Origin of the sequence: Kitasatospora sp. NPDC096147 (assembly GCF_044763225.1) — a bacterium.
Taxonomy (GTDB): Bacteria; Actinomycetota; Actinomycetes; order Streptomycetales; family Streptomycetaceae; genus Kitasatospora.
Window position 1 is genome coordinate 581,271 of sequence record NZ_JBIWFX010000003.1, and the last position, 22,938, is coordinate 604,208.

Genomic DNA, 22,938 nt, shown 5'->3' on the forward strand with positions numbered 1-22,938 from the left:
CGCGCCGTTGGCAGGCCCTCCGTTCCTGCGAACGGCTGACGACCCGCCAGATCGAATGCCCGGTCGGGCGTTCACCTCTGGTGCTGAAATCGTCCGGCTGACGCGAGCAAGTCTTCAACTCTTGAAGGCAACGAAACGCGAAGATCACCTGAACCGGACGGAGCGTAGCGGCGGATCGCCCACGATGTTGCCCCGGCTTGATTTCCTGTGGCCAGTCGGGCGGATCCGGCATCCGGGCCCTTCGGGAAGCGATCCACCCTCCGGAGGCCGACCCGGCCACCTGACCGACCGTCAGTGGCCACCGTATGTGGCCAGCGTCACGAGCGCATCTCAGCCAACGGGCGTACCCCGATCGGATACTCCGTCACCTTCCGTCGAGCTATCCGCACTCCCTGTCGCCGAAAACGGCCACAAAGGAGCCCTCTTGGCCAGGATGTCCAAGAGGGCCCGTCCGGGTCGGCCTGTGCACCAGGGTGGCCAATTTGGCCACCCTGTAGCACTCATCCGCCCGAGGTGTCCGATTCGGCGTCCATGGAGGGCAGGGCGCAGTCGTACGGATCGTCCAACCAGCCCTCCGGCAGCACCACGCGGTTGTTGCCGCTGGTCCGGCCGCGCGGTCCGTCCGCGCCCTCCGGCCAGAGCTGGGTCTGCTCCACCTGGGCGAGGGTCTCGGTGAGTTCGGCCAGTGAACTCGACATCGCCAGCTTCACCCGCAGCTCCGAGCCGACCGAGAAGCCCTTGGTGTACCAGGCGACGTGCTTGCGGAAGTCCACCACGCCGCGCGCCTCGTCCCCCATCCACTCACCCAGCAGCTCGGCGTGCCGGACCATCGCCTTCGCCACGTCGGCGAAGGCCGGGCGGGCCCGGTCCACCTCGCCCTCGAAGATCGAGACCAGTTCCTTGAACAGCCAGGGCCGGCCCAGGCAGCCCCGGCCGACCACCACGCCGTCGCAGCCGGTCTCGCGCATCATCCGGACGGCGTCCTCGGCCGACCAGATGTCCCCGTTCCCCAGCACCGGCACCTCGTCCGGCACCGACTCGCGCAGCCGGGCGATGGCCGACCAGTCGGCGGTGCCGCCGTAGTGCTGGGCGGCCGTGCGACCGTGCAGCGCGATCGCCTTGACGCCCTCCTCGGCGCCGATCCGGCCGGCGTCCAGGTAGGTGAGGTGGTCGTCGTCGATGCCCTTGCGCATCTTCATGGTCACCGGCAGGTCGCCGGCGTTGGCCACCGCCTGCCGGAGGATCTCGCGCAGCAGGTTCCGCTTGTACGGCAGCGCCGAACCGCCGCCCTTGCGGGTCACCTTGGGCACCGGGCAGCCGAAGTTGAGGTCGATGTGGTCGGCCAGGCCCTCGGCCGAGATCATCTTGGCCGCCCGGCCCACCGTCTCCGGGTCCACCCCGTAGAGCTGGATCGAGCGCGGCTTCTCGCTCGGGTCGAAGTGGATCAGCTGCATGGTCTTGGCGTTCCGCTCGACCAGCGCCCGGGTGGTGATCATCTCGCTGACGTACAGGCCCTTGCCGCCGCTCTGCTCCCGGCACAGGGTGCGGAACGGGGCGTTGGTGATCCCCGCCATCGGCGCCAGCACCACCGGCGGCCAGACCTGCATCGGCCCGATGTCGAGCGGCTTGAACTCGGGAGCGGGAGTGGTGGTCATGACGCGACGGTTCCTCGGGGCTCGGCGGACGGGACTTCCCATTGTCCCCCACTCGGCGCAGCCACCGTCCGGCCCGGCTCCGCGGCGCCCCTCACCCGCTCCCGGCCGCCGACCCCTCCGGCGACGCGGCGGTCCCGCCGTCCGCCGTCCTCGCCCCCGCCCCGCCGCCGACCGGTCCGGCACCACCGCGGTCTTCTGGTCCGTCACATCGGCCTCCCGGCACTCCCCTCACCCCGCCCGGCCGCCAGCCGTTCCAGCGACGCGGCGGTCTCCCCGTCCAGCGGGGTGTAGGTGACCAGCCGGGTGCTGGGGCGCGGGCCGAGCCAGAGGCTGGTGTAGGTGAAGGAGAGCAAGCCCTCCTCCGGCACCACGAAGCGCTTCTCGCCGTTGCCCGGGGCGGACACCTCGTGCCGCTGCCAGAGCTCCTCGAACTCCGGCGAGGCCGTCCGCAGCCGGTGCAGCAGCGCCTTCCAGGCCGGCTCGGCGGTGTGGTCGGCCATCGCCGCGCGGAAGCGGGCCACCATCGCCGCGCAGTCGGTGCGGCGGTCCACCAGCCGGGAGCCGAAGACGCTGTCGGTGAAGGCCAGCCACATCAGGTTCCGCTCCTCGAACGGCAGCGCCTCCAGGTCACCGGCCAGCCAGGTGTACGCCCGGTTGTGCGCCAGCACGTCGTACCGGCTGTTCACCACGGCGGCCGGGTACGGGTCCACCCGGTCCAGCAGCAGCTGCACCGCCGGGGTCACCGTGTGGCAGACCGGCTGGGCGACCGGGTCCTCGCTGCCCGCCAGCGCGAACAGGTGGGCCCGCTCGCTGCGGTCCAGCATCAGCGCCCGGGCCAGCGCGTCCAGCACCTGGCCGGAGACCTGGATCGGCCTCGCCTGCTCCAGCCACGTGTACCAGGTCACCCCCACGGCAGAGAGCTGGGCGACCTCCTCCCGGCGCAGGCCCGGGGTGCGGCGGCGGCCGACGGCGGGGAGCCCGACCTGCTCGGGGGCGATCCGCTCCCGGCGGCTGCGCAGGAAGGCGGCCAGCTCGGTGCGGGCGGTGGCGGTGGTGGTCATGGGTACCAGGATGGCGGGCGGACGGTCCTGTTGCCAGGTGCTGCCGGTACCAGGATAGGAAGCATCTGGTACCAGGCTGACGACTCGGCCAGGCTGGTCGACGTGACCCAGCAACTGACCCACCCTCAGCAGCTCGCCGCCGCCTCGCCCACCGGCCGGACCGGCACCGGCCCGTCCAGCGCCGGCCTCTCCACCGCCGGGCTGGCCACCGTCCTGCTCGGCGCCTTCCTCCCCATGCTGGACTTCTTCATCGTCAACGTCGCGCTCCCCACCATCGAGCATGACCTCGCGGCCGGCCCGGCCGTCCTGGAACTGATCGCCGCGGGGTACGGCATCGCCTTCGCCGTCCTGCTGGTGCTCGGCGGCCGGCTCGGCGACGCGCTCGGCCGGCGGCGGCTGTTCGTCGGCGGCTCGCTCGGCTTCGCGCTGGCCTCGCTTCTCTGCGGTCTGGCCCCCGGGGCCTGGTCGCTGGTGGCCGGGCGGGTGCTCCAGGGGGCGGCGGCGGCCGTGCTGCTCCCCCAGGTGCTGGCCACCATCACCGCCGCCACCGACGGCCCCCGCCGGGCCCGGGCACTCTCGGTCTACGGCGCCGTGGGCGGCGTCTCGGTGGTGATCGGCCAGGTGCTCGGCGGTTTCCTGGTCTCGGCCGACGTGCTCGGCACCGGCTGGCGGGCGGTCTTCCTGCTGAACGTCCCGTTCGCCCTGGCCACCGCCCTGCTGGCGCTCCGTCACGTCCCGGAGAACCGGGCCGAGCGGGCCGCCCGGATCGACCTGGCCGGCACCGCCCTGCTCTCCCTCACCCTGCTGGCGCTGTTCGTCCCGCTGATGGAGGGCCGGGTGCTCGGCTGGCCGCTCTGGTCCTGGCTCGCCCTCGGCTCCTTCCCCTTCCTCCTTCTCCTCTTCCTCCGCACCGAGCAGCGGCTGGAGGCCCGGGGCGGCGATCCGCTGCTCCCCCTCTCCCTGCTGCGGATCCCCGAGATGCGGCGCGGGCTGGGCATCGCGCTCCCCTACTTCACCGGCTTCGGCGGCTTCATGTTCGTGGTGGCCGTGCTGCTCCAGCAGTCGCTGCACCTCGGCCCGGTGTCGGCGGGCTGGGCCCTGGTCCCGATGGCGGTCGGCTACTTCACCGCCTCGCTCGCCTCGCCCCGGCTGATGAGCCGTCACGGCAGCCGGGTGATCACCACCGGCGCCGCCCTCCAGGGGCTCGGCCTGCTCACCCTGCTGCTGACCGCCCTCACCACCGGGCTGTCCCCGCTCCGGATGCTGCCCGGCGTCGCGCTGGCCGGCATCGGGCAGGGCCTGGTCGGCACTCCCCTCTTCCGGGTCGTCCTCACCAAGGTCCCCACCGCCCGGGCCGGCACCGGCAGCGGCGTGCTCGCCACCGCGCAGCAGTCGAGCCTCGCCCTCGGCGTCGCCACCCTCGGCACCCTCTACCTCTCCCTGTCACCCACCCTGGGTGCCCTGCCCGCACTGGCCGTCGTGCTGGGGATCCAGGCCGCCGGCTCGGTCGCGATCCTCGTCCTGAGCCTGGGCCTCCCCCGGTCGACCGGGTGAGCTCCCCGGCGGCAAAACCGGTGGTCCGGCCCGGGCGGGCGGTGCGAGGATCGGGTCATGACGACACCTCAGCTGCCCACCGACACCCGCGACCGCGAGGCGCTCGCCGCCCTGGTGGCGGCCGGAGCGCAGCCGAAGTACGTGTTCTTCTGGGGCCACCGGCCGGAGCGTGACGGACGGATCGGGGCCGGGGCCCTCAGCCAGTGGTGGCCGGGGGTGTTCGAGGTGGACGGGGTCCGGTACCCCACGGCCGAGCACTGGATGATGGCGGGGAAGGCCCGGCTGTTCGGGGACGAAGAGGTCCTCGCCAAGGTGCTGGCCGCCGGATCGGCCCCGGAGGCGAAGAAGCTCGGCCGCCAGGTCCGCCGCTTCGACGACCGGCGCTGGGACGCCGAACGCTTCGAGCTGGTGGTCCGGGGGAACGTCGCCAAGTTCGGCCAGGACGAGGCGCTGCGCAGCTACCTGCTCGGCACCGGCAGGCGGGTCCTGGTCGAGGCCAGCCCGATCGACCGGATCTGGGGCATCGGCCTGCACGCCGACGACGAGCGCGCCACCCGCCCCGCCGACTGGCGCGGCCTCAACCTGCTCGGCTTCGCCCTGATGGAGGCCCGTACCCGGCTCGCCGCCGGCGCCTAGAGCGCGCGGCCCGGCCCGGTGCGGGTGCGGGTGCGGGTGCGTCAGACCGTGCGGACCAGCGCGACCGCCTCGTTCAGCACCGCGGTCTCCGCAGCGGAGAGCATCGGGTCGGCGGCCCGGCGGACCCTGGCCCGGTCGAGCAGCATGCCGTCGGTGCCGCCCAGCTCACGGACCAGGGCCCGCAGGATCGGATGGATCGCCTCGCCGAGGGCGGGCACGGTGAGCGCCGTCTGAGCCAGGATCAGGGCGGACATCGCGGTGTCCAGGCCGGGCGGTCCCTCCTGCGCGGTGGCCCAGTCGATCACCACGGGGCCGTCGGGCGTGAGGAAGACGTTCTCCGGGTGCAGATCCAGGTGGAGCAGCCGGCCGCCGGAGGACGACCGCGGCGGGACGGCGTGCAGCGCCCGCAGCAGCCCGGCCAGCATCGCACCCGCCGCCGGCCCACCGAGGGTGCCGGCGAGCAGGGCCTCGGCCATGGTCGGCCCGGTCAGCCGCCCGAGCACCAGCTCCTGCGGGGTCCCGCCCGGCCGGACCGGTGGCACGGGGTAGCCGTGCCCGGCCAGGTACGCCATCAGCGCGGCCTCGGCGCGGGCGTCCCCGCCGTCCCGGTAGCGCCGCAGCACCCACTCCCCGTCCAGCGCGTACACGTCCGCCGTCCGGCCGGCGCCGATCAGTTCCCCCGTCGTCATGCGGGCGACGCTACCTGACACCGGCTCAGGCGAGGTGCCGCCACCTGACGCCGGCTCAGGCGAGGTGCCGCTCCCGGAAGGAGGCGGCCTTGGCGCGGTTCCCGCAGCGGGTCATGTCGCACCAGCGCCGGGCGCCCTTGCGGGAGTGGTCGACGTAGAGCCGGGTGCAGGGTTCGGCGGCGCACTCCTTGACCGGGGCGGCCAGCGGCAGCGCGAGCAGGCGCTGGGCGGAGCGGGCCAGGGCGGCGAGCAGTGCCTCGGCCGTGCCGGTGCGGCGCAGGGTGCCGTCGGGGCGGAGCTCCTGCCGCATGTGCGGGCCGTCGGCCAGCCGGTTCAGCAGCCGGCGGTCGGCCGCGCCGTAGGGGGTGGAGCGGGCGGCGGCGGTGGCCAGGCGGTAGACGGCCTCGCGCAGCCGGACGGCCTGGGCCAGGTCCTCCGCATCGGCCGCCATCGGCTGGTCGACCAGCCCGGCCGCGACCGCCCAGGCGGCCAGGTCGGCGGGGGTGGCGAGCTGGTCCAGCGCGAGGCTGCGACGGCGCTGCACGGTGCCGACCAGGTCGAGGGCCGGATCACCACTGACAAAGACGAACTCCATTTCCCCAGCATAGTGCGCACTCCGCCCGGATAACCGGTACGACTGGTTATCCGCAGGGACCTGGGTTAGGCTCGTAGCACCCTCAGGAATAACCCCTCAGAGTGGTTACCAGCCGACGACGCCTGGCATCGCTCCGTCACATGACGTACGCAGCACGGGAATCGAGGAGTCGAGATGGCAGTCAAGGTAGCGGTCAACGGGTTCGGTCGGATCGGCCGCGGCTTCGTCCGGGCGGCCCTGGAGCGCGGCGCCGACCTTGAGGTGGTGGCCGTCAACGACCTCACCGACGCGCAGACCCTGGCCCACCTGCTCAGCTACGACAGCTCGCTGGGCAGGCTGGCCAACGAGGTGCACGCCGAGGGCGACAGCATCGTGATCGACGGCCACGCCATCAAGGTGTTCGCCGAGCGCGACCCGGCCAAGCTGCCGTGGGGCGAGCTGGGCGTGGACGTGGTGATCGAGTCCACCGGCGTCTTCACCGACGCGGCCAAGGCCCGCGCGCACATCGAGGCCGGCGCCCGCAAGGTGATCATCTCGGCCCCGGCCAGCGGCGAGGACATCACCATCGCGATCGGCGTCAACGACGACCGGTACGACCCCGAGGTGCACCACATCGTCTCGAACGCCTCCTGCACCACCAACTGCCTGGCCCCGCTGGCCAAGGTGCTGGACGAGGCGTTCGGCATCGAGCACGGCCTGATGACCACCGTGCACGCCTACACCCAGGACCAGAACCTCCAGGACGGCCCGCACAAGGACGCCCGCCGGGCCCGCGCCGCCGCGACCAACATCGTGCCGACCTCGACCGGTGCGGCCAAGGCCATCGGCCTGGTCCTGCCGAGCCTGAACGGCAAGCTCGGCGGCACCTCGCTGCGGGTGCCGATCCCGGTCGGCTCGATCACCGACCTGACCGCCCGGGTGGATCGCCCGACCACCGTCGAGGAGATCAACGCGGCCTTCGCCAAGGCCGCTTCGGAGGGCCCGCTGGCCGGTGTGCTCCGCTACAGCGAGGCGCCGCTGGTCTCCAGCGACATCGTCGGCGACCCGGCCTCCTGCATCTTCGACGCCGGCCTGACCACCGTGAGCGAGGACGGCCGCCAGGTGAAGATCTTCGGCTGGTACGACAACGAGTCGGGCTTCTCCAACCGCGTGGTGGACGCCGCGCTGCTGCTCGGCGCCTGACCGGCACCCGCACCCTCCCCCGCCGCCGCCGGGGCCCGGACCGCCGTACCCGGTCCGCGCCCCGGCGGTCAGCCGTTCGAGTGTGAGCGCCGGTGCCCGGTGGAAGCAACTACCGGTCACCGTCCACCGATCGAAGCCGGGCACCCATGACCACCGCACCCTCCAGCACCGTCAAGTACCTGCTCACCGAGGACCAGACCCCGACCACCTGGTACGACGTCTCCGCCGATCTCCCGTCCCCCGTACCGCCGTTGCTGCATCCGGGCACCAAGGAGCCGGTCACCGCCGCCGACCTGGAGCCGCTCTTCCCGGCCGAGGTGATCGCCCAGGAGCTCGGCACCGGCGCCCGCGAGGTGGACATCCCCGGCGCGGTGCTGAACGTCTACCGCCAGTGGCGGCCCAGCCCGCTGGTCCGCGCCCGGCGGCTGGAGCGGGAGTTGGACACCCCGGCCCGGATCTACTTCAAGTACGAGGGCGTCAGCCCGACCGGCAGCCACAAGATCAACACCGCCGTCCCGCAGGCGTACTACAACCACCGGGCGGGTGTGCGCCGACTGGTCACCGAGACCGGCGCCGGGCAGTGGGGCAGCAGCCTGGCGCTGGCCTGCTCGTACTTCGGCCTCGACTGCGAGGTCTGGATGGTCCGGGTCAGCCACGACCAGAAGCCGTACCGACGGGCCCTGATGGAGACCTTCGGCGCCACCGTGCACGCCAGCCCGAGCCCGCTGACCGCCGCCGGGCGGGCCGCGCTGGCCGAGGACCCGGAGGCCACCGGCAGCCTGGGGCTGGCCATTTCGGAGGCGGTGGAGGCCGCCGCGACCAGCGGCGGCACCGCCAAGTACGCGCTCGGCTCGGTGCTGCACCACGTGCTGCTGCACCAGACGGTGATCGGCCAGGAGGCGATCCGGCAGTTCGAACTCGCCGAGGACGCACCGGACGTGGTGATCGGCGCGGTCGGTGGCGGCTCCAACTTCGGCGGCCTGGCGATCCCCTTCCTGGGCCGGCAGCTGACCGGCGGCCCGGCCGTCCGGGCGGTCGCGGTCGAGCCGGCCTCCTGTCCCTCGCTCACCGCCGGCCGCTACGACTACGACTTCGGCGACAGCGCCGGCCTCACCCCGCTGGCCCGGATGCACACCCTCGGGCACGCCTTCACCCCGCCCGCCATCCACGCCGGCGGCCTGCGCTACCACGGCATGTCGCCGCTGATCAGCCACCTGCACGAGCTGGGGCTGATGGAGGCCCGGGCGGTGGAGCAGACCGCGTGCTTCGAGGCGGGCGTCCGGTTCGCCCGCACCGAGGGCATCGTGCCGGCCCCGGAGTCCACCCACGCGGTGAAGGCGGCCATCGACGAGGCGCTGGCCTGCCGGGAAGCCGGCGAGGCCCGGACCATCCTGTTCGGCCTCTCCGGTCACGGGCACTTCGACATGCAGGCGTACACCGACTTCCGGGCCGGCCGGCTCACCGGCTGAAAACCCACCCGAAGCACCGCCGTAACACAACTGCCTTGTGGAGACGGGAGGATGACGGTTCACGGACGAGCCGAGGGGACCGAAGAGTGAGCGGAGCGCAGGCGGCACGGCGGCGGCCGACCGGGGCACGGTTCGGCGGGGCGTACCTGGACGACGAGGCCCCGGCGGCACCGGTGGCCACCGCCGCCCCGCCCCGGGGTGCCCGGTTCACCGCTCCCGAGGCACCCCGGCCGGCGGACCCCTCACCACCGCCGCCCCCACCCCAGCGCACCGGTCCGGAGCTGGTCGCGCTGGCCGGGCGGATCACCGAGCTGCACCGGGGCGGGGCGGCCCACCAGTCCGCCGCACTCACCGCGCAGGCCGCCGTCCTGCTGGCCCCGGCCGACGTGGCCCGGCTGGCGGTGCTGCTGCGCGCCCAGGGCCCGGCCGGCTCCTCGCCCTACCTGGCCCGGGCTGCCGTGCACGGCAGCCCGGAGCAGGCGGCCGGCACCCTGGCCGAACTGCGTCGGGGCGGGCTGGCCGAGGAGTCGGCCGCCCTGTTCCACCTGCTCTGGAGCCAGCCGGGCAGTCAACTCCCCTCCCTGCTGGCGGCGCTGGAGCGGCACGGGCTGGCAGCCGACGGGCTCACCCTGCTCTGGGAGCGGGCCTCCGCCGCCCCCGCCGAGCTGGCTGCCCTGGCCAGCGCCCTGCACACGGCCGACCGGGCCGAGGACGCGCACCGCCTGCTGCACCAGGCGGCCGGCCGCCGCCCCGGCGAACTGGCCGCCACCGCAATGGAGTTGGACGAGCCACTGGCCGCCGAGCTGTCCGCCCAGGCGGCCCGGCTGCGCTCCCCCGCCGACCTGGCGGACTACGCCGCCGCACTCACCGCCTCCCCGCCGCGCTACCGCGCCGTGCTCGCCGCCGTGGCCGGCCTGGACGAGCCCCGCCGCCGCGCCGCGCTGGCCGCGCTGCGCTCGCTCGGGCTCCCGCTGCACTGAGCCGCCGGGACACTGAACCCCACCGGAGCGCCGGAACGCGGAGCGGCCCCGCCACCCGGACGGGTGACGGGGCCGCTCACGGCCGACGGAGCGTCAGCAACCGATCAGGCGGGCGCCCAGGTAGGACTTCACCTGGTCGAGCGAGACGCGCTCCTGCGCCATGGTGTCACGCTCGCGGATGGTCACCGCGTTGTCGTCGAGGGTGTCGAAGTCGACGGTGACGCAGAACGGCGTACCGATCTCGTCCTGACGGCGGTAGCGCTTGCCGATCGCACCGGCGTCGTCGAACTCGACGTTCCACGCGGTGCGCAGGTCGGCGGCCAGGCCGCGGGCCTTCGGCGAGAGGTCGGCGTTGCGCGAGAGCGGCAGCACCGCGACCTTGACCGGGGCCAGCCGCGGGTCCAGCCGCATGCCGACGCGCTTCTCCATGCCGCCCTTGGCGTTGGGCGCCTCGTCCTCGAAGTAGGCGTCGATCAGGAAGGCCAGCATGGCGCGGTTGAGGCCCGCTGCCGGCTCGATGACGTACGGGAAGTAACGCTCGCCCGCTTCCTGGTCGTTGTAGCGCAGGTCCTTGCCGGACGCCTCGCTGTGCACGGTGAGGTCGTAGTCCGTGCGGTTGGCCACGCCCTCCAGCTCGGAGAACTCGTTGCCGCCGAAGTTGAAGCGGTACTCGATGTCCACCGTGCGCTTGGCGTAGTGGGAGAGCTTCTCCTTGGGGTGCTCGAAGAAGCGCATGTTCTCGGTGCGCAGACCGAGGTCCACGTACCAGTTCCAGCGCTGCTCCAGCCAGTACTCGTGCCAGGTCTCGTCCTCGCCCGGCTTGACGAAGAACTCCATCTCCATCTGCTCGAACTCGCGGGTCCGGAAGATGAAGTTGCCCGGGGTGATCTCGTTCCGGAAGCTCTTGCCGACCTGGGCGATGCCGAACGGCGGCTTCTTGCGCGAAGTCGTCTGCACCTGGCCGAAGTTGGTGAAGATGCCCTGCGCGGTCTCCGGGCGCAGGTAGGCCAGGCCGGACGCGTCCTCGGTGACGCCGAGGTGCGTCTTCAGCATGCCCGAGAACTCCTTGGGCGCGGTGAAGGCGCCCTTGTTGCCGCAGTTCGGACAGTTGATGTCGGCGAGGCCGTTGGCCGGGAGCTTGTGGTGCTTGGCCTCGTACGCCTCCTCCAGGTGGTCCGCCCGGTAGCGCTTGTGGCAGGAGAGGCACTCGGTCAGCGGGTCGTTGAAGGTGGCGACGTGACCGGACGCCTCCCAGACCTCGCGGGCCAGGATCACCGACGAGTCGAGACCGACGACGTCCTCCCGAGCGGTGACCATCGAACGCCACCACTGGCGCTTGATGTTCTCCTTGAGCTCCACGCCCAGCGGCCCGTAGTCCCAGGCGGCCCGGGTGCCGCCGTAGATCTCGCTGCAGGGGTAGACGAAGCCTCGGCGCTTGCTCAGGCTGACGATCGTGTCGATCTTGTCGGCGGCCACAGTGCTCTCTTCAGTACGACGTCACGCGAGTGACGGCACGGTCAGGGCACGGCTGGTTGCGCGTACCCGAATACCGACAGAGGTTACCGGGCGGCCCCGTGGGGGGTTCAAATCGGTATTCGCGTGCACACCGTGTGTCGAACGGGTCGTCGGACGGTCGGACAGATGAGTGAGTTGACAATCATTTCCACTTAAGTTGAGAATGGTTGTCATGAAGTCGCGCCGCCTCCCCTCCTCCATAGCCCTCACCGCCACCGCCGCCACCGCCGCCCTCCTGCTCTCCGCCTGCGGCGGAGCCAGCAGCGCCGAGGACGGCAAGGGCACGCTCGACGTGGTCGCGTCCTTCTACCCGATGGAGTACCTCGCCCAGCAGATCGGCGGCGAGCACGTGAAGGTGACCGGTCTCACGGCCGCCGGGGTCGAGCCGCACGACCTGGAGCTGACGGCCAAGCAGGTCGGCAAGGTCAAGGGCGCCGACGCCGTGGTCTACCTCAAGGGCCTCCAGCCCACCGTCGACAAGGCCGTCGCGCAGAGCGACTCCAAGCACGTGGTGGACGCCACCACCGCCTCCCCGCTGGTCGACCACCACCTCCCGGAGGGCCACTCCGAGGACGACGGGCACGAGCACGCCGAGGGCGACGGGCACGACCACTCCGGCGCGGCCGGCGATCCGCACCTGTGGCTGGACCCGAACCGCTACGCCGCCGTGGCCAAGAGCGTCGGCGCCGAGCTGGCCAAGGCCGATGCCGCGCACGCCGCCGACTACCAGCGGAACACCGACCGGGTGGTGGCCGAACTCGCCGCCCTGGACCAGGAGTTCAAGAACGGTCTGAAGGACGCCAAGGGGAGGTCCTTCGTCACCAGCCACGCCGCCTTCGGCTACCTCGCCGACGCCTACGGGATCAACCAGCTGGCCATCAACGGGGTGGACCCGGAGTCCGAGCCGACCCCGGCCAAGCTGGCCGAGATCCAGAAGGAGGCCAAGGAGCACGGCGTCTCCACCGTCTTCTTCGAGACCCTGGTCAGCCCCAAGCTGGCCGAGACCGTCGCCAAGGACCTCGGCCTGAAGACGGCGGTGCTCGACCCGCTGGAGGGCGTCAAGGACCCGGCCAAGGAGAACTACTTCTCCGTCATGAAGCAGAACCTGCGCAACCTCCAGACCGCCTTCGGCATCCAGAACTGACAGGACACCGGATCACCATGAGTTCAGTCATGCCCCAGGCCCCGGTGGCCGAGGGGACGGACACCGAGGCGCGGCGCCCCCGTAAGGGTGCCGCGCCCGCGGCCGTCTGCCTCTGCGACGCCGTCGCCTCGCTCGGCGGCCGTCCCGTGCTGCGCGGCGTGGACCTCAAGGTCCAGCCCGGCGAGGTGGTCGCCCTGCTCGGGGCCAACGGCTCGGGCAAGTCCACCACCGTGAAGTCGGTGATCGGCGCGGTGCCGCTGGAGCGCGGCGGCCTGGAGCTGTTCGGCACCCCCTTCGGCAAGTTCCGCGACTGGCAGCGGATCGGCTACGTGCCGCAGCGCACCACCGCCGCCAGCGGGGTGCCCGCCACCGTCCGCGAGGTGGTCTCCACCGGACGGCTGCCCAAGCACGGGCTGCTGCCGTTCCGCCGCCGGGACCGGGCGGCGGTGGACCGCGCGCTGGCCGCCGTCGGGATGCTGGAGCGGGCCGGCGACGGCGTCGCCGGGCTCTCCGGCGGCCAGCACCAGCGGGTGCTGATCGCCCGCGCGCTGGTCGGCACACCCGAGCTGCTCATCATGGACGAGCCGATGGCCGGGGTGGACCTGGAGAGCCAGCAGGTGCTGGCCGACACCCTGCGCACCGAGGTCGAACGCGGCGCGGCCGTCCTGCTGGTGCTGCACGAACTCGGGCCGCTGGAGCCGCTGATCGACCGCACCGTGGTCCTGCGCGACGGCTGCGTCGCCTACGACGGCCCGCCGATCCCGAACACCGGCCAGCACGCCCTCCCCGGCCACGACCACGTCCACCCGCACGGGGACGACCACCTGACGACCCCTCGGCTGCTCGCATGAGCGCCGCCCCCACCCCCACCCCAGGACTGCCGCGATGACCGAGATGCTCAGCTACGACTTCATGCAGCGGGCGCTGCTCGCCGCCGTGCTGGTCGGCATCACCGCCCCCGCCGTCGGCATCTACCTGGTGCAGCGGCGGCAGGCCCTGATGGGCGACGGCATGGGCCACGTCGCGCTCACCGGCGTCGGCCTCGGCTTCTTCTTCCAGACCAGCCCGGTCTGGATGGCTGTACTGGTCTGCGTGCTCGGCGCCGTGGTGATGGAGGTGGTCCGCTCGCGCGGCAACCAGCGCGGCGACATCGCCCTCGCCATGCTCTTCTACGGCGGCATGGCCTGCGGGAAGCTGCTGGTCAGCATGAGCTCGCAGGCCACCAGCCTGGAGAGCTACCTCTGGGGCTCCATCCTCACCGTCTCCCCCGCCGACCTGCTGACCATCTCGGTGCTGGCCGCCGCGGTGATCGCGGTCACCATCGGCCTGCGCCGCCAGCTCTTCGCGATCTGCCAGGACGAGGAGTTCGCCCGGGTCACCGGCCTGCCGGTGCGGGCGCTCAACCTGCTGCTCGCGGTGATGGCCGCCGTCACCGTCACGGTGGCGATGCGGGTGGTCGGCCTGCTGCTGGTCTCCGCGCTGATGGTCGTCCCGGTGGTCGCCGCCCAGCAGTTGACCCGTTCCTTCGCGCTGACCCAGGCCGCCTCGATCGGCGTCGGGGTGGCCGTCGCGGTGGCCGGGGTGGCCGGCTCCTACCAGGCCGACCTGCCCTCCGGCCCGGCCATCGTGCTGCTGGCCATCGTGGTCTTCGCGGTCTTCAGCGCACTGGCCGCACCGCTGGCCCGCCGCCGGCACCGGGCCGCCCCGGACACCGGCCCCGAGGTCTGCGAGGTCCGGCTGCCCGGCCAGGCCGGACCCCAGCACGGCGGACCGGAGCACGACGGGCCCGCCCGGCACGACGGGGAGTCACGCGGGGAGGATTCGGTCACCAGTCGGGGGCTGGCACAATGAGGTGCCAGCCGCCCACACTCCCTGGAGGACACACGGTGACCACCGCAGGCCCGTCGCGCGCCCGATCGACCCGGCAGCGAGCCGCCGTCTGGGCGGCCCTGGACGAGGTCGAGGACTTCCGCAGCGCTCAGGAACTGCACGACCTCCTCAAGCACCGGGGCGACTCGGTCGGGCTCACCACCGTCTACCGCACCCTCCAGTCGCTGGCCGACGCCGGCGAGGTGGACGTGCTCCGCACCGCCGACGGCGAGGCGGTCTACCGCCGGTGCAGCAGCGGACACCACCACCACCTGGTCTGCCGCTCCTGCGGCTCCACCGTCGAGGTGGAGGGCCCGGCCGTCGAGCGCTGGGCCAACTCGATCGCGGCCGAGCACGGCTACAGCGACATCGCGCACACCCTGGAGATCTTCGGCACCTGCGCGAGCTGCGCGGCCAAGGCCGTCGTCTGACGCGGCGCCAGAACGACCGGAGGGCCCGTACGGATCTCGTCCGTACGGGCCCTCCGTCGTCTGCGGGGCTCGGCGTCGTCCGCCTGCGGGGCTCAGCGCTGCGGCGGGACCTCGGCGGCGACCTCGTTCGGCAGCGCGCCGCCGAAGCGGCGGTCGCGCATCGCGTACTGCTCGCAGGCCCGCCACAGGTCGCGGCGGTCGAAGTCCGGCCAGAGCACGTCCTGGAACACCAGCTCGGCGTAGGCGCTCTGCCAGAGCAGGAAGTTGGAGGTGCGCTGCTCACCGCTGGGGCGCAGGAAGAGGTCCACGTCCGGCATGTCCGGGTGGTACATGTACTTGGCCAGGGTCTTCTCGGTGATCTTCGACGGGTCGAGCTTCCCCGCCGCGACGTCCCGGCCGATGGCGGCGGCGGCGTCCGCGACCTCGGCCCGGCCGCCGTAGTTGACGCACATGTAGAGGGTGACGGCGTCGTTGTCCTTGGTCATCTCCTCGGCGACCTGGAGCTCCTGGACGACGCTCTTCCACAGCTTCGGCATCCGGCCGGCCCAGCGGATCCGGACGCCCATCTCGCTCATCTCGTCCCGGCGGCGGCGGATCACGTCCCGGTTGAAGTTCATCAGGAACTTCACCTCGTCCGGGGACCGCTTCCAGTTCTCGGTGGAGAAGGCGTACAGCGAGACGTTCTTCACACCCAGCTCGATCGCGCCCTTGAGCACGTCCAGCACCACCGACTCGCCGACCTTGTGTCCCTCCGTCCGGGGCAGGCCGCGCTCCTTGGCCCAGCGGCCGTTCCCGTCCATCACGATCGCGACGTGACCCGGCACCAGCTCCCCCGGGAGCTTCGGCGGGCGGGCACCGCTCGGGTGCGGGGTCGGCGGGGCGTACTCCCGCTGCTTGCTGCCGAAGAGCCGTCGCGCTGCCATGCTCACTTCTCCACGTATCTCATCGAGCGGATGCCCCGCTCCAGGTGCCACTGCAGGTAGGCGGCGACCAGTCCGCTGCCCTCCCGCCAGTACCTGGGCTCGCTGTTGTCCGCCGTCTGCCAGTCCCCCGACAGCAGCGCCCCGAGCAGTACCAGTGTCTCAGGGGAGGGTACGGCACAACCGGGCACGCGGCAGTCACCGCAGAGCACCCCGCCCGCTTGGAGGGAGAAGAACCGGTTCGGGCCGGGGAGGCCGCACTTGGCGCAGTCGGTGAAGCTGGCGCCGTAGCCGTTGACCGCGAGGGAGCGGAGCAGGAAGGCGTCCAGCACGAGGTGCGGCTCGTGCCCGCCGGACGCGAGCGTGCGCAGCCCGCCCACCAGCAGCAGGTACTGCTGCACGGCCGGCTGGCCCTCGTGCTCGGCGAACCGCTCGGCCGTCTCCAGCATCGCGGTGCCGGCGGTGTACCGGGTGTAGTCGGTGACGATCCGTCCGCCGTAGGGGGCGATGGTCTCGACCTGGGTGCAGAGCGGCAGCCCACGGCCGATCAGATCCGCGTTGCGGCTGAAGAACTGCACGTCCACGTGCGAGAACGGCTCCAGCCTGGCCCCGAACTTCGACTTGGTCTTGCGGACACCACGGGCCACCGCCCGCACCTTCCCGTGCTGACGCGTCAGCAGCGTGATGATCCGGTCGGCCTCGCCCAACTTCTGGGCACGGAGGACGATGCCGTCGTCCCGGAACAGACTCATGCCGCCCATTCTCCCGCACCCCACCGACAGCCCTCACCAGCGGAACGCCTGCGGCGGGCTTCAGACAGCCGAACGGAAAGCGCCTGCGGCGAGCTTCCGGCAACCACCCAGGGCGACACAGCCGAACCCGACCACCGACGACCGCCTCCGACAACCGGCGCCAGCGAGAGCCGAACACCTACGGCGAGCCTCGGACAGCCGAACGGAAAGCGCCTGCGGCGAGCTTCCGGCAGCCACCCAGGGCGACACAGCCGAACCCGACCACCAACGACCGCCTCCGATAAACAGCACCGGCAAGGGCCGAACACCTACGGCGAGCCTCGGACAGCCGAACGGGAAGCGCCTGCGGCGAACCGGGGAAGTTCCGAGCGCAACGCCTGCGGTGAGCCTCGGACAGCAGGGGCGACCCTGCTGGGCCGCGCTGCGGACGGCCGCCTCCGGCGGCACCGGGCTCGGCTCACACCCCGTCAGCCCGCCGCAGGCGCACTACCGACGGCCGCCTCCGGCGGCACCAGGCTCGACTCACGCCCCGTCAGCCCACCCCAGGCAACCGACCCCCGAGACCTGGCCGAGTCGGAACCCGGCCGCCCGCCGCGGGCGCGCGGAGGATCGGCCGACGGCGCGCAGGGCCAGCGCGGCCACCGGCAGTGGCTCGCGTCGCTTCCCGCAGCCCGCAGCCCGCCGCAGGCCGGCTCGGCCCTGCCGGAAGCACGCAGCCGCGAACCCGCACCCTGGTCCGTGGGGGAACCGTCCTGCGGGTGCGGGTCGCGGCGGGCCCGGAGGGGGGAGTCGGGCCCGGCTCAGTGGGAGGTGGTGCGGGTGGCGACCTCGAGGAGTTCCTCGGTGCGGGCGGCTGGGAGGTCGAGGCAGCGGCCGACGGCGGCCAGGGCGGTGCGCTCGTGCGGGAGGTAGCGGCCGTCGGCGAGAGCGATCCAGGCGCCCTGGAGGACCAGGCGTTCGCGGCCGGGCTGGGCCAGGTGCGGGGCCAACGGCTCCAGTGCGGCGTGGAGTTCGACGGTGAGGCCGCTCCCGGAGGTGTCGAGGTCGAGCGGGGTGTCCCCGCCGACGCCGGAGAGGGCGGCCAGGGCGGCGAGCACCTGGGCCTCGCCGCAGTCCTCGAAGCCGGCCTCCCGGATGGCCTCGCAGGCGGCGTCCCGGGCGGCCCGGGCGGCGGTGCCCCCGGCGGCCAGCACCGCGAGCGCGACGGTGTACTGCGCGTCCCGGAGCATCGCGGCCAGCCGCACGCAGGTGAGCTGGTCGAGTGCCTCCAGCCCGAACCGCCGGTGGCAGGTGGTGCACTGCACGCAGCCGGTCACCGGGCCGACCGGCAGCACCGGGGTGCCGAACAACCGCAGCCACCGCCGGCCGTGCTGCCGGCGGTAGTTGCGGTCCCCGCCGCAGCCCGGACAGTAGAAATCACCGAGGACGTCAGTCCGCCACCGAGGACGGACACCCCACAACCCTGTCACGGCGCCAACTCCCCAGACATGGCAGGCGGCCTGCACAACAATGGGCAGGTCACGCGACCGGACGCCGCGGTCGTCCCACCGACCCCGGTTCCGGTGGGTAGATGCTGCCATGGTTAAGCGCGGGTGTCAGCACCCCGAACGGGTAAAAATGTGTCGCAGAACACATCCTCGCGCCCCCGCCAGAACTGCCCCCGGAGACGCCGAAGGGGCCGCCGGAGCGGCCCCCCTGACGCACCGTCAGCCGCGCTGGGCCCGGTTCACCGCACTGACCACGGCCTTCAGCGAGGCCAGCACCGTGTTGCCGTCGATCCCGACGCCCCACAGCACCTTGCCGTCCACCGCGCACTCGACGTACGCGGCGGCCTGGGCGTCGCCGCCCTCGCTCAGCGCGTGCTCGGCGTAGTCCAGCACCCGTACGTCGACGCCGATCCCGGCCAGCGCGTTGACGAAGGCGGAGACCGGGCCGTTGCCGGTGCCGCTCAGGGTGACCGGGCGGCCGTCCACCACGGCCTCCGCGCGCAGCGCGTCGCGGCCGTCCTCGGTCTCCAGGCTGCGCGAGCCGCTCAGCGAGATCCGGCCCCACGGGTTCCCCGGGGTGGGCAGGTACTCGTCCTGGAAGACGCTCCAGATCTCGGCCGGGGTGACCTCGCCGCCCTCGGCGTCGGTCTTGGCCTGGATGATCCGGGAGAACTCGATCTGCTGACGGCGCGGCAGGTCCAGCTTGTGGTCGTTCTTCAGCACGTAGGCGATGCCGCCCTTGCCGGACTGGCTGTTGACCCGGATGACCGCCTCGTAGGAGCGGCCGACGTCCTTCGGGTCGATCGGCAGGTAGGGGACGCCCCAGGTGTACTCGCCGACCGGCACGCCCGCCTTCGCGGCGTCGGCCTCCAGCGCGTCGAAGCCCTTCTTGATGGCGTCCTGGTGGGAGCCGGAGAAGGAGGTGTACACCAGGTCGCCGGCGTAGGGGTGACGCTCGGCCACCGGCATCTGGAAGCAGTACTCGGCGGTGCGGCGGATCTCGTCGATGTCGGAGAAGTCGATCATCGGGTCGACGCCCTGGGAGAACAGGTTCATCCCGACGTTGACCAGGTCCAGGTTGCCGGTCCGCTCGCCCTGGCCGAACAGGCAGCCCTCGACCCGGTCGGCGCCGGCCATGATGGCCAGCTCGGCCGAGGCCACGCCGGTGCCCCGGTCGTTGTGCGGGTGGGTGGAGAGCGCGACGAACTCACGGCGGGTCAGGTTCCGGGACATCCACTCGATCTTGTCGGCGTAGACGTTCGGGGTGGAGCGCTCGACCGTGGTCGGCAGGTTCAGGATGATCTCGCGGCCCTCGCCGGGCTGCCAGACGTCCATCACCGCCTCGCAGACCTCCAGGGCGAAGTCCAGCTCGGTGTCGATGAAGATCTCCGGCGAGTACTCGTAGCCGAAGACCGTCTCGTCCCGCAGGATCTTCTCGGCGTACTCCATCACCAGGCGGGTGCCGTCCACGGCGATCGCCTTGATGTCGTCCTTGCTGCCCTTGAAGACCACCCGGCGGAACAGCGGCGAGGTGGCGTTGTACAGGTGCACGGTGGCGCGCGGGGCGCCGACCAGGGACTCCACGGTGCGCTCGATCAGGTCCTCGCGGGCCTGGGTCAGCACCGAGATGGTGACGTCCTCGGGGATCGCGTCCTGCTCGATCAGCGAGCGGACGAAGTCGAAGTCGGTGGCGCCGGAGGACGGGAAGCCGACCTCGATCTCCTTGTAGCCCAGCTTGACCAGCAGGTCGAACATCTTGCGCTTGCGGGCCGGGGACATCGGGTCGATCAGCGCCTGGTTGCCGTCCCGCAGATCGGTGGAGAGCCAGCGCGGCGCCTGGGTGATGACCTTGGACGGCCAGGTCCGGTCCGGCAGGTCGATGGTGCCGAACGGCACGTACCGCTGGAACGGCATCCCGGACGGCTTCTGCTGGACGCTGCCGGCCGTGATCGGGGTGGGGCGGTCGTTGAAGGCACGAGCGATGGCGGACTGCTCAGTCATGAAGGGACTCTCGGCTTCCGAACTCGATTGCGGGCTGGTCGGGGTGGAATGACACCCGACTCGGCCGACCACTGCCCCGCATCCGTACGGGAACAGCACAGCATCCCGCGGCGAGGGAGCCGGCCTTCGTGGTCTACAGGCCCTCGCCGCGGCAGCTAAGAAGAAGCAGCCGGTAGCGCATGATGTCGCCCAGCGTAACCCAGGTGACGTGCCCGCCGAAGTGAGGCAGGCCACTGTCCCACCCAGCGAGACGGCTCGAACTGACGCGCCGTCAGCCGGACGGGGTGTCACCTCCTTGATCCGCTCGCCGATCCGGTGCCGAATTTTCACCGAAACGGGCAGCGCCACCGCGTCCGTGGGTAGCACACTGGCAACCATGCGTATCCAGGTGACCCGGACCGGCGGCCTGGCCGGCCACCCCTTCCGAGCCGAACTGGACACCGCCGCGCGCACCGACGCGCCGCACGTCCACGCACTGGCCAGGGAGGCGGTGGCCGGCGGGCTGCGCAACCCCTCCTACGGAGTGCCGGACGGGTTCCACTACGCGATCACGGTGGACGGCCGGACGGTGCACTGCGCCGACCCGAAGCTCACCGACTCCCAGCACGAGCTGGTCTCCCTGGTGCTGCGCGAGGGCCTCAGCCTCGCGGTGGAGTAGGGGCCGACGGCGGCGGGAGTGGAGTAGTCCACTTCCGGATAATCCCGCTGGTGCCGCAGTTTGTAGACTGCGGGGATGACCGAACCCTCGCGCACCGAGCCGGACCTGTCGGCCCTGCTGACCCACACCAGCCACGTGCTCTCCACCCGGATGTCCGCCGCCTTCGCGGCCAGCGGGCTCGGCATCACCCCGCGCGGCTTCTGCGTGCTGCTGCACGCCCTGGAGCAGGAGCGCACCCAGATCCAGCTGGCCGAGATCGCCGACCTCGACAAGACCACCATGGTGGTCACCGTGGACGAGCTGGAGCGGCTCGGCCTGGCCGAGCGGCGGCCGTCCTCCACCGACCGCCGGGCCCGGATCATCTCGGTCACCCCGTCCGGCGCCGAGGCGGTGGCGGCCGGGGTGCAGGTGGCCGACGGGGTGCACCGGGCCGCCCTGGCCGCGGTGGCCGAGGAGGACCGCGCGGCGCTGCTGCGCGGGCTGACCACGCTGTACGACGGCCACCTCGCCACCCCGGCGGAGAGCGAGCGCCCCGTACGCCGGGCCCGCCGGCCACGCGGCTGAGGCCGACCGGACCGTCCACCACAATCCAAGACCGTAAAAGATAGTCCACTACGGGACTATCTGATAGCTTCCTTCTTGTCGCCAACGGCAACGGGGAGGAAACCCATGACCACGTACTCGCGCTGGACGGCCCTGGCCGTGCTCTGCGCCGGGATGTTGATGATCATCCTGGACGGCACCATCGTCACGGTGGCGCTGCCCGCCATCCAGGCCGACCTGGGCTTCACCGCCGAGGGCCTGACCTGGACGGTGAACGCCTACCTGATCGCCTTCGGCGGACTGCTGCTGCTGGCCGGCCGGCTCGGCGACCTGCTCGGCGGGCGCCGGATCTTCACGGCCGGGCTGGCGGTCTTCACGCTGGCCTCGCTGCTGGCCGGGCTGGCGGGCAGTCAGGAACTGCTGATCGCGGCCCGGTTCGCCCAGGGCGTCGGCGGGGCGATGGCCTCGGCGGTCAGCCTGGGGATGATCGTCACGCTGTTCCCCGAACCGGCCGAGCGCGGGAAGGCGATCGGTGCGTTCAGCTTCGTCGGAGCCGCCGGGGCCTCGCTCGGGCAGGTGCTCGGCGGGGTGCTGACCGAGGCGGTCGGCTGGCACTGGATCTTCTTCGTGAACCTGCCGATCGGCCTGGCCGCCGTGCTGCTCTCGCTCCGGGTGCTGGCCGCCGACGGCCCGGCCCGCTCACTGCGCGGCCTGGACCTGCCGGGCGCCGCCCTGGTCACCGCCGGTCTGATGCTCGGCGTCTACGCGATCGTCTCGATCGAGCGCTCCGGCCCCGGCGCCCTGCTGCTCGGGTCGGTCTCGGTACTGCTGCTGGCCGGCTTCCTGCTCCGCCAGCGGCACGCGGCCGAGCCGCTGCTGCCGCTGCGGCTGCTGCGCTCGCGCCGGGTGGCGGCGGCCAATCTGGTGCAGGTGCTGATGGTCTCCGCACTGTTCGGCTTCCAGGTGCTGATCGCGCTGTACCTGCAGAACGTGCTCGGCTACGGCGCCGCCGCCACCGGCTTCGCGATGCTGCCGGCCGCCGTGGTGATCGGCGGCGTCTCGCTGCTGCTGTCCGCCCCGCTGGTCGCCCGCTTCGGCGAACGGGCCGTGCTGCTGGGCGGGTTGGGCCTGCTGGTGGTGGCGATCGGCCTGCTCACCCGGCTCCCGGCGGACGCCTCGTACGCCCTCCACCTGCTGCCCACCATGGTGCTGGCGGGCGGCTTCGGACTGGCCATCGCCGCCCTCACCTCGCTGGCCATGGCGGACGCCGCTCCGGCCGACGCGGGGGTCAGCTCGGGTCTGTTCAACACCACCCAGCAGGTCGGCGGCGCGCTCGGGGTGGCCGTGCTGGTCACCCTGGCGGGCAGCCGGGGCGAGGCGCTGGCCGAGGCCGGCCGCAGTCAGGCCGAGGCGCTGGCCGGCGGCTTCCGGGCGGCCTTCCTGCTCGGCACCCTGCTCCTGCTGGCGGCCACCGCGATCGCCGCCACCGCCCTGCGGCGCCCGGCGGGGCGGGTGGTCGCGAGCAGCCAGGAGCAGCTGAAGTCACTGACCCCGAGCGGCAGTTGACCAGGCAACCAGGCCACTGACGGCGAGTGGAGCACGGAACACCAGCCCTCACCGGCCGACCACCCACTCCGCCACCGCCCTGCGGCGCCCGGCGGGGCGGGTGGTCGCGAGCAGCCAGGAGCAGCTGAAGTCGCCGACCCCGAGCGGCAGTTGACCAGGCAACCAGGCCACTGACGGCGAGTGGAGCACGGAACACCAGCCCTCACCGGCCGACCACCCACTCCGCCACCG

The 22,938-nt window shown here is 72.4% G+C and carries 22 protein-coding genes; 12 read left to right on the forward strand and 10 right to left on the reverse strand.

Annotated features, from left to right (window positions below):
* Positions 1-500 precede the first annotated feature (500 nt).
* Together dusB and ACIRBX_RS13330 are read right to left on the reverse strand one after the other, a co-directional pair.
* Positions 501-1,655, reverse strand: a complete 1,155-nt coding sequence (gene dusB / locus ACIRBX_RS13325) for a tRNA dihydrouridine synthase DusB (protein ID WP_402296183.1) — start codon at positions 1,653-1,655, stop codon at positions 501-503.
* 203 nt (positions 1,656-1,858) lie between these two features.
* Positions 1,859-2,716 carry a helix-turn-helix transcriptional regulator gene (locus ACIRBX_RS13330; RefSeq protein WP_402296184.1) on the reverse strand — a complete coding sequence of 286 codons (858 nt, stop codon included), beginning with the start codon at positions 2,714-2,716 and terminating at the stop codon, positions 1,859-1,861.
* 102 nt (positions 2,717-2,818) lie between these two features.
* Here ACIRBX_RS13330 and ACIRBX_RS13335 point away from each other — a divergent pair, with 102 nt between their 5' ends.
* Positions 2,819-4,270, forward strand: a complete 1,452-nt coding sequence (locus ACIRBX_RS13335; RefSeq protein WP_402296186.1) for an MFS transporter — start codon at positions 2,819-2,821, stop codon at positions 4,268-4,270.
* 57 nt (positions 4,271-4,327) lie between these two features.
* Positions 4,328-4,906: an NADAR family protein gene (locus tag ACIRBX_RS13340; protein ID WP_402296188.1), complete on the forward strand. Its 579-nt coding sequence runs from the start codon at positions 4,328-4,330 to the stop codon at positions 4,904-4,906.
* A 41-nt stretch (positions 4,907-4,947) separates the two neighbouring features.
* Here ACIRBX_RS13340 and ACIRBX_RS13345 read toward each other — a convergent pair whose 3' ends face one another.
* Positions 4,948-5,595, reverse strand: coding sequence for a phosphotransferase (locus ACIRBX_RS13345; protein ID WP_402296189.1), 648 nt, complete (start codon positions 5,593-5,595; stop codon positions 4,948-4,950).
* Between the two features lie 55 nt (positions 5,596-5,650).
* Positions 5,651-6,190 (reverse strand): CGNR zinc finger domain-containing protein, encoded by a 540-nt coding sequence (locus ACIRBX_RS13350; RefSeq protein WP_402296191.1) that lies wholly within the window; start codon positions 6,188-6,190, stop codon positions 5,651-5,653.
* A gap of 174 nt (positions 6,191-6,364) precedes the next feature.
* Here ACIRBX_RS13350 and gap point away from each other — a divergent pair, with 174 nt between their 5' ends.
* From gap to ACIRBX_RS13365, 3 genes are all read left to right on the forward strand, one after another.
* Positions 6,365-7,372, forward strand: a complete 1,008-nt coding sequence (gene gap / locus ACIRBX_RS13355) for a type I glyceraldehyde-3-phosphate dehydrogenase (RefSeq protein WP_402296192.1) — start codon at positions 6,365-6,367, stop codon at positions 7,370-7,372.
* A gap of 146 nt (positions 7,373-7,518) precedes the next feature.
* Positions 7,519-8,841 carry a TrpB-like pyridoxal phosphate-dependent enzyme gene (locus tag ACIRBX_RS13360; protein WP_402296194.1) on the forward strand — a complete coding sequence of 441 codons (1,323 nt, stop codon included), beginning with the start codon at positions 7,519-7,521 and terminating at the stop codon, positions 8,839-8,841.
* Between the two features lie 86 nt (positions 8,842-8,927).
* Entirely contained in the window at positions 8,928-9,821 is an 894-nt protein-coding gene (locus tag ACIRBX_RS13365) for a hypothetical protein (RefSeq protein WP_402296195.1), read from the forward strand.
* A gap of 93 nt (positions 9,822-9,914) precedes the next feature.
* Here ACIRBX_RS13365 and ACIRBX_RS13370 read toward each other — a convergent pair whose 3' ends face one another.
* Positions 9,915-11,297, reverse strand: a complete 1,383-nt coding sequence (locus ACIRBX_RS13370) for a glycine--tRNA ligase (RefSeq protein ID WP_402296196.1) — start codon at positions 11,295-11,297, stop codon at positions 9,915-9,917.
* Between the two features lie 211 nt (positions 11,298-11,508).
* Between ACIRBX_RS13370 and ACIRBX_RS13375 the strand changes: the two genes are divergently transcribed.
* The 4 genes from ACIRBX_RS13375 to ACIRBX_RS13390 are packed head-to-tail and all read left to right on the forward strand — an operon-like array spanning position 11,509 to position 14,780.
* Positions 11,509-12,480, forward strand: coding sequence for a metal ABC transporter substrate-binding protein (locus ACIRBX_RS13375; protein WP_402296197.1), 972 nt, complete (start codon positions 11,509-11,511; stop codon positions 12,478-12,480).
* Between the two features lie 29 nt (positions 12,481-12,509).
* The gene (locus ACIRBX_RS13380) at positions 12,510-13,331 is read left to right on the forward strand and encodes a metal ABC transporter ATP-binding protein (protein WP_402296198.1); all 822 of its coding nucleotides are present in this window, start codon (positions 12,510-12,512) and stop codon (positions 13,329-13,331) included.
* 34 nt (positions 13,332-13,365) lie between these two features.
* A complete protein-coding gene (locus ACIRBX_RS13385) occupies positions 13,366-14,331 on the forward strand; it encodes a metal ABC transporter permease (protein ID WP_402296200.1) in 966 nt (321 codons plus the stop codon).
* A 35-nt stretch (positions 14,332-14,366) separates the two neighbouring features.
* On the forward strand, positions 14,367-14,780 hold the full coding sequence (locus tag ACIRBX_RS13390) for a Fur family transcriptional regulator (RefSeq protein WP_402296202.1): 414 nt from the start codon (positions 14,367-14,369) through the stop codon (positions 14,778-14,780).
* 92 nt (positions 14,781-14,872) lie between these two features.
* Here ACIRBX_RS13390 and ACIRBX_RS13395 read toward each other — a convergent pair whose 3' ends face one another.
* The 4 genes from ACIRBX_RS13395 to leuA form a co-directional block, all read right to left on the reverse strand.
* Entirely contained in the window at positions 14,873-15,703 is an 831-nt protein-coding gene (locus tag ACIRBX_RS13395) for an isoprenyl transferase (protein WP_402296203.1), read from the reverse strand.
* A 2-nt stretch (positions 15,704-15,705) separates the two neighbouring features.
* Positions 15,706-16,452, reverse strand: coding sequence for a DNA repair protein RecO (recO, locus tag ACIRBX_RS13400; protein ID WP_402296205.1), 747 nt, complete (start codon positions 16,450-16,452; stop codon positions 15,706-15,708).
* An 800-nt stretch (positions 16,453-17,252) separates the two neighbouring features.
* Positions 17,253-17,801, reverse strand: a complete 549-nt coding sequence (locus tag ACIRBX_RS13405; protein ID WP_402296208.1) for a TerB family tellurite resistance protein — start codon at positions 17,799-17,801, stop codon at positions 17,253-17,255.
* Between the two features lie 357 nt (positions 17,802-18,158).
* Positions 18,159-19,940 carry a 2-isopropylmalate synthase gene (gene leuA / locus ACIRBX_RS13410; RefSeq protein ID WP_402296209.1) on the reverse strand — a complete coding sequence of 594 codons (1,782 nt, stop codon included), beginning with the start codon at positions 19,938-19,940 and terminating at the stop codon, positions 18,159-18,161.
* Between the two features lie 376 nt (positions 19,941-20,316).
* On the opposite strand from leuA, the gene ACIRBX_RS13415 reads away from it, so the two are divergent.
* The 3 genes from ACIRBX_RS13415 (at position 20,317) to ACIRBX_RS13425 (ending at position 22,707) form a co-directional block, all read left to right on the forward strand.
* A complete protein-coding gene (locus tag ACIRBX_RS13415) occupies positions 20,317-20,598 on the forward strand; it encodes a protealysin inhibitor emfourin (protein ID WP_402296211.1) in 282 nt (93 codons plus the stop codon).
* Between the two features lie 75 nt (positions 20,599-20,673).
* Positions 20,674-21,162 carry a MarR family winged helix-turn-helix transcriptional regulator gene (locus ACIRBX_RS13420; protein ID WP_402296213.1) on the forward strand — a complete coding sequence of 163 codons (489 nt, stop codon included), beginning with the start codon at positions 20,674-20,676 and terminating at the stop codon, positions 21,160-21,162.
* 105 nt (positions 21,163-21,267) lie between these two features.
* Positions 21,268-22,707 (forward strand): MFS transporter, encoded by a 1,440-nt coding sequence (locus ACIRBX_RS13425; RefSeq protein WP_402296215.1) that lies wholly within the window; start codon positions 21,268-21,270, stop codon positions 22,705-22,707.
* 48 nt (positions 22,708-22,755) lie between these two features.
* On the opposite strand, the gene ACIRBX_RS13430 is transcribed toward ACIRBX_RS13425, so the two are convergent.
* The coding region (locus ACIRBX_RS13430; protein WP_402296216.1) for a hypothetical protein at positions 22,756-22,938 on the reverse strand (183 nt) is incomplete at its 5' end.